5 protein-coding genes are annotated in these 5,913 nt (G+C 78.2%); 4 read left to right on the top strand and 1 reads right to left on the bottom strand.

Features of this window, described 5'->3' with window-relative positions:
- The first annotated feature begins 87 nt into the window (after positions 1–87).
- Positions 88–1,047, top strand: a complete 960-nt coding sequence (locus tag ACFQ80_RS22335; protein WP_430565183.1) for an aminoglycoside phosphotransferase family protein — start codon at positions 88–90, stop codon at positions 1,045–1,047.
- Between the two features lie 24 nt (positions 1,048–1,071).
- On the opposite strand, the gene ACFQ80_RS22340 is transcribed toward ACFQ80_RS22335, so the two are convergent.
- Complete coding sequence (locus ACFQ80_RS22340) at positions 1,072–1,335, bottom strand: hypothetical protein (RefSeq protein ID WP_430565184.1); 264 nt, start codon at positions 1,333–1,335, stop codon at positions 1,072–1,074.
- A 180-nt stretch (positions 1,336–1,515) separates the two neighbouring features.
- Between ACFQ80_RS22340 and ACFQ80_RS22345 the strand changes: the two genes are divergently transcribed.
- Genes ACFQ80_RS22345 through ACFQ80_RS22355 form a run of 3 tightly spaced genes read left to right on the top strand, consistent with a single transcriptional unit; the run spans position 1,516 to position 5,838 of the window.
- The gene (locus ACFQ80_RS22345; RefSeq protein WP_430565185.1) at positions 1,516–3,528 is read left to right on the top strand and encodes a dynamin family protein; all 2,013 of its coding nucleotides are present in this window, start codon (positions 1,516–1,518) and stop codon (positions 3,526–3,528) included.
- Positions 3,525–5,279 carry a GTPase gene (locus tag ACFQ80_RS22350; protein WP_430565186.1) on the top strand — a complete coding sequence of 585 codons (1,755 nt, stop codon included), beginning with the start codon at positions 3,525–3,527 and terminating at the stop codon, positions 5,277–5,279. Before ACFQ80_RS22345 ends, ACFQ80_RS22350 begins: the two co-directional genes overlap by 4 nt.
- A gap of 55 nt (positions 5,280–5,334) precedes the next feature.
- On the top strand, positions 5,335–5,838 hold the full coding sequence (locus tag ACFQ80_RS22355; RefSeq protein WP_430565187.1) for an acyl-CoA thioesterase: 504 nt from the start codon (positions 5,335–5,337) through the stop codon (positions 5,836–5,838).
- Positions 5,839–5,913 lie beyond the last annotated feature (75 nt).

Raw genomic sequence — 5,913 nt, forward strand, 5'->3', positions numbered from 1 at the left:
CGCCCCCGGCACCCCGTGGTGCCGGGGGCGTCGCGCGTCCGGGGAAATGCGTGGGGCGCGGGACCGCTCGTCGGCGATACTCCTGCGATGACCGTGACGACCACCCGCACCCGCCCCACCTGGCCCGACCTGCCCGCCGCCGTGCGCGCGGGGATCGAGGCGCGGCTGGGGGCGTCCGTGACGGGGTGGACCAGCCACGACGGCGGCTACTCCCAGGGACTGGCGTCCACGCTGCGCACCGACCGCGGCACGGTGTTCGTCAAGGCGGTGTCGACGGAGCACGAGTTCACGGTCCGGCTGTACCGCCAGGAGGCGGAGCGTGCGGCGGCGCTCGGCGAGGCCGTGCCCGCACCACGCCTGCGCTGGACGACCGAGGTCGCCGACGGGCACGAGTGGGTGGCGCTGGCCTTCGACGCCGTCGAGGGCCGCGCGCCCGCGCAACCGTGGCGGGAGGACGAGCTGCGTGCCGTGCTCGACCTCGCCGCGGAGGTGGGGGAGCAGGAGGCCGCGGCGGGCGTGCTGCCGGAGTTCGCCGCCGAGCTGCCCGCGCAGCTCACCGGGCGGCTCGCGGCGGAGCGGCCGGCGGGCCTCGCGTCGTACGACCCGTGGCTCGCGGAGCACCTGGACCGGCTCGCGGCGCTCGAGCTCGAGGCGCCGGCGGCCGTCGCCGGCGACCGGCTCGTCCACGGCGACCTGCGCGGCGACAACGCGGTGCTCGTCGAGCGCGGGCCTGGTGGCGCGAGCGGGCTGCGCGCGGTCGCCGTCGACTGGGCGTACCCGGGGCGGGGCGCGGCGTTCTGCGACCTGGTGGGCATGCTGCCGGCCGTGCAGGTCGAGGGCGGGCCGACGCCGGAGGGGGCACTGCGGCTGCGCCCGCTGCCGTCGGGGACCGACGAGGACGCGGTGACGGCCTACCTCGTCGCGCTCACCGGGTACTTCGTGCTCTCGTCGCTGCAGCCGCCGGTCCCGGGCATCCCGCACCTGCGGGCGTTCCAGCGCGCCCAGGGCGAGGCGTGCGTCGCGTGGCTGCGCCGTCGTCTGGCCTGACGGGCCTGACGTCACGAGCGCGCGTCAGGACGACGCGAGCGGCAGCTCGCAGACGTCGGAGTACCCCTGGCTCCGCACGCCCGCCGCGGAGAACGAGCGCGACCGCAGGTTCTCGACGGCGACCATCGCGGTGAGCTCCACCGTCGCGGCGGAGCCGAGGCGGGCCACGAGCGCGGCGACCATGTCGTCGGTGACGGTGGGCGGTGTCGCGGTCATGGCCTCGGCGTACGCCATGACGTCGCGCTCCAGCTCGGTGTAGACGCCCTCGGTCTCGCGCCAGCGCGGCACCTGGCTGACCTTGGTCGGGTCGAGCCCCGGTGCCTCCTGGCGGCGGGTCCGTGGGCCGGCGCGCGCGGCACGCCGTCGTGCCCTCCCATGGCACCGCGGATCGCGTGGTTCGGGTCGGTCGGGTGCGCCATCTCACAGGTCGGCTCTGCACGGATCGTCCCTGATGGGCAGACTGGGCACATGACCGACCCGGACACGACCGCCGCCCCCGACCCGAGGGACGACGCGGCGGCCCGGGAGCTGGTCGACGCGCTCGAGACGCTGCGCTCCCGGCTGGGCGCCCTGCGCCTGCCGCTGGAGACTCCCGGCGTGGGTGCGGCGCGGGCCGACCTGCACCAGGCCGTCGACCAGCTCGACGACTACCTGCTGCCGAGGCTGCGGGCCGAGCGGGCGCCGCTGCTGGTCGTGGTCGGCGGGTCGACGGGCGCGGGGAAGTCCACCCTGGTCAACTCGCTGCTCGGGGAGCCGGTGTCCGCGCCGGGGGTGCTGCGCCCCACCACGCGCGCGCCCGTCCTGGTGCACCACCCCCTCGACGCGCGGTGGTTCACCACCGACCGCGTGCTGCCCGGGCTGGCGCGCGTGTCGTCCTCGGGCCAGGTTCCGGACGCCGGGACGGCCGGGGAGCACCAGGGCTCCGACAGGGCGCGGACGGCGGCGGAGGGAGCCGCGGCGCTGCGGCTGGTCGCGAGCGAGGCGCTGCCGCAGGGTCTCGCCCTGCTCGACGCCCCCGACATCGACTCCGTGGAGACCGCCAACCGCGAGCTGTCCGCGCAGCTCCTGGGCGCGGCCGACCTGTGGCTCTTCGTCACGACGGCGGCCCGGTACGCCGACGCCGTGCCGTGGGACCTGCTGGGCCAGGCCGCGCGCCGCCGCGCGCAGGTCGCCATCGTGCTCGACCGCGTGGACCCGGGTGCGGAGGTCGTGGCCGACGACCTGCGCCGCATGACGGTGGAGCACGGCCTGGGCGACGCCCGCGTCTTCGTGCTCGGCGAGGCCGCCGAGCAGGGGCCCGGGGCCCTGGTGGACGGTCTCCTGCCGGAGGCCGCGGTCGCGGAGGTCGCGACGTGGCTGTCCGGGCTGGGCGGCGACCCGGAGGCGCGGGCGCGGGTGATCGCCGCCACCCGGGACGGCGTGGTGGACGACCTCGTGCGGCGCGCCGTCGCCCTCGCGGAGACCGCGGACGGCCAGGAGGTGGCCGACGCCCGGCTGCGCGACGCCGTCCGGCGGTACCACGCGGAGGCGCTGGAGCAGGTGGAGACGGCGACGTCGGACGGCGCGCTGCTGCGCGGCGAGGTGCTGGCCCGCTGGCAGGACTTCGTCGGGACGGGGGAGTTCTTCCGGTCCGTCGAGGCGGGCGTGGGGCGCGTGCGGGACGCCGTCGCCCGGTTCTTCCGCGGCCGCCCGAAGGAGGCGCCGCAGGTGGAGCAGGCCATCGCGCACGGGCTGGAGTCGGTGATCCTCGACGCGGCGGAACAGGCCGCCGAGCGCACGTTCGCGGCCTGGCGGGGCGACGGCGCGGGCGCGGCGCTCCTGGACGGCCTCGACCTGGCCCGCGTCCCGGCGGCCCTGCGCACCGAGGTGGCGGAGCAGATCCGCGGCTGGCAGGAGGACGTGCTCGGGCTCGTGCGCGAGCAGGGCGCGTCGCGCCGCGGCACCGCCCGCGCGGTGTCCTTCGGCGTGAACGCGCTCGGCGTCAGCCTCATGGTCATCGTCTTCGCCTCGACGGCCGGGCTCACGGGTGCCGAGATCGGCATCGCCGGCGGCACGGCGATCGTCGCGCAGAAGCTGCTCGAGGCCGTGTTCGGCGACGAGGCCGTGCGCCGGCTGGCCGCCCAGGCCAAGGAGCGGCTCAACGGCCGCGTCGGCGCGGTGCTGCGCGGGCAGGCAGCCCGGTACACGGCGCAGCTCGACGCGCTGGGCACGCAGCAGACCGGGGCCGACGGCGTCCGGGACGCGGCCCACCGGGTCGCCGCGGCCGCCCGCGCCGAGCGGGCGGCCCGGGCCGTGCCGCAGGAGGGCGTCACCCGCCCGTGGAGCGGCGGCCTGCTGCGCGGCGCGGGCACCTTCCGCCCGCCCGAGGCGCCGCCCGGGACCGACGACGCGCCGGTCCCCGAGGAGGGCGTCCCCGCCCGCCGGGGCGGCTGGTGGTCGCGCCGCCGGTCCCGATCCCGGGGCGAGGAGGGGGACCGGTGAGCCGGATCGACCTCGCGGACCGGACCGGGGCGCTGGAGACGGCGATCGTGGCGGCGAGCGGCCGCCTCGACCGCGAGCTGCTCGACGACGCCCGGGGCGTCGTGAAGCGCGCCCGCGAACGCGGCGGCCTCTCCGCGGAGCACACCGTCGTGGCGCTCGCGGGCGCCACCGGCTCCGGCAAGTCGAGCGTGCTCAACGCCGTCGCGGGCTCGGAGATCGCGACCGTCGGGGTCCGCCGCCCCACGACGTCCCACGCGGTGGCGGCGGTCTGGGGCGACGGCGCCGGGCCGCTGCTCGACTGGCTGGAGGTCCGGCGGCGTCAGGAGATGCCGACGCCGACGGACGACGACCCCGGTGAGGGCCCCGGTGCGGCTCGCCCCCGGCGCGGGCTCGCCCGCCTGCGGGGGAGGCGCGGCCCGGCGGGGATCTCGACCGGGCTGGTGCTGCTCGACCTGCCCGACCACGACTCGGTGGTCGTGGAGCACCGGGTGCGGGCCGAGCGGCTGGTGGAGCGGGCCGACCTGCTGGTGTGGGTGGTGGATCCGCAGAAGTACGCCGACGCGGCGTTGCACGAGCGGTACCTGCGCCCCTTGGCGGGCCGGTCGGAGGTCGTGGTCGTGGTGCTCAACCAGACCGACCGGCTGTCCGACGCCGAGACGGACGCGATGCTCGCCGACCTGCGCCGGCTGGTCGCCGCCGACGGGCTCGGTGGCGCCCGGGTGCTCGCCGTGTCGGCCGCGACCGGGCGGGGGATGGACCAGCTCAAGGGGCTGCTCGCCGAGGCGGCGGCGCGCCGCGAGGCGGCGACCGCGCGGCTCGCCGCGGACGCCCGCGCCGCCGCGCAGCGCATCGCGGACGCGTGCGGTTCCAGCCCGGCGTCGCACGCGGGGGAGCGGGCCGCGGACGCGCTGGTGGATGCCCTCGAGGCCGCCGCGGGGGTGCCCACGGTCGCGGACGCGGTGGCGGCCACGCACCGGCGGGACGCGCACCTGGCCACGGGCTGGCCGGTCACCCGGTGGGTGTCGCGGCTCCGGCGCGACCCGCTGCGGCGGCTGGGGCTCCGGCGGGGCGCAGGAGGGCCCGGGGCGGGCGGGTCGCCCACCGGTGGGTCGGGGGGCGGCGGCGCACCCGAGCGCCCCGACCTGGTGCGCAGCTCCCTGCCGACGACACGCCCCGCCGTGCGTGCGGCGTCGGCGTCGGCGGTCCGCCGGTACGTCGACGAGGTCACCGAGGGCGCGCCCGACCCGTGGGTGCTGGTGGCGCGCGGCCGGGCGCAGGACGCGATCGACCGGCTGCCCGGGGACCTCGACCAGGCGGTCGTCGGGACCCGGCTGGAGGCGGCGCGGCGGCCGCGCTGGTGGGCTGCGGTGGGTGCCGTGCAGTGGGTGCTGCTGGCGGCGGCCGTGGTCGGGCTGCTGTGGCTCGCCGCCGCGGCGGCGGTGGAGTACTTCCGGCTGCCGCCGCTGATCCTGCCGGTGCTCACCGTGGACCTCACGGGCTCCGGCGGCGGGGTGCTCGAGGTGCCGTGGCCCACCCTGCTGGCGATCGGGGGGCTGGTGGCAGGCCTGCTGCTCGCGCTCGTCGCGCGGGTCTTCACGGCGTGGGGCGCGCGCCGCCGGGCGGCGCGGGTGCGCCGTCGCCTGCGCGAGTCCGTCTCGGGCGTGGCGGACCGGTTGGTGCGCGTGCCGGTGGGGGACGAGCTCGCCGCGCTCGCGCGCTGCCGCGCCGCGGCGGCGATCGCGGCCGGCTGACGCCGGTCCCGGGACGATGCCGGTCCGGGGCCGACGGCGTGCGACGATGCGAGCCATGACCCGTCTGCACGTGCCCGTCCCCCTGCGCTGGTCGGACCTCGACGCCTACCAGCACGTCAACAACGTCGCGATGCTCCGCCTCCTGGAGGACGCGCGCATCACGGCGTTCTGGCGGCACCCGGAGGCCGTGGACGGCGAGGAGTGGCCCACCGCCGTCCTCGACACGGGCCCGCACGCCACGTCGCACACGCTCGTCGCCGGGCAGCAGATCGAGTACCTGCGCCCGCTCGCCTTCTCCCGCACCCCGGTCCGGGTGGAGATGTGGATCGGCGGGATCGGCGGGGCGAGCCTGGAGGTCTGCTACGAGGTGCACGACGGCGTCCCCGGCGGCTTCGACCGCACGGGCCCGGCGTCGGGCGGCAAGGCGTACGTCAAGGCGGCCACGACGATCGTCGTCGTCGACGCCGCGACGGGCGCGCCGCGGCGCATCGCCGACGTCGAGCGCGCGGCCTGGGAGGCCTACCTCGAGGACCCCGTGGCCTTCCGGCGCCGCGGCTGACGCACGAGGTCGTGCTCAGCAGGCCGAGGTAGGACGAGTCTCGCCGAGGTCCTGGCCCAGTCCACGACCTCGGCG

The sequence above is a fragment of the Isoptericola sp. NPDC056578 genome (assembly GCF_042793275.1).
Lineage (GTDB): Bacteria > Actinomycetota > Actinomycetes > Actinomycetales > Cellulomonadaceae > Isoptericola.

What these genes read in the sequence shown, in the direction of transcription:
- ACFQ80_RS22335 (WP_430565183.1), top strand. Translation starts at nt 88, where the DNA reads ATGACCGTGACGACCACCCGCACCCGCCCCACCTGGCCCGACCTGCCC.
- ACFQ80_RS22345 (WP_430565185.1), top strand. Translation starts at nt 1,516, where the DNA reads ATGACCGACCCGGACACGACCGCCGCCCCCGACCCGAGGGACGACGCG.
- ACFQ80_RS22355 (WP_430565187.1), top strand. Translation starts at nt 5,335, where the DNA reads ATGACCCGTCTGCACGTGCCCGTCCCCCTGCGCTGGTCGGACCTCGAC.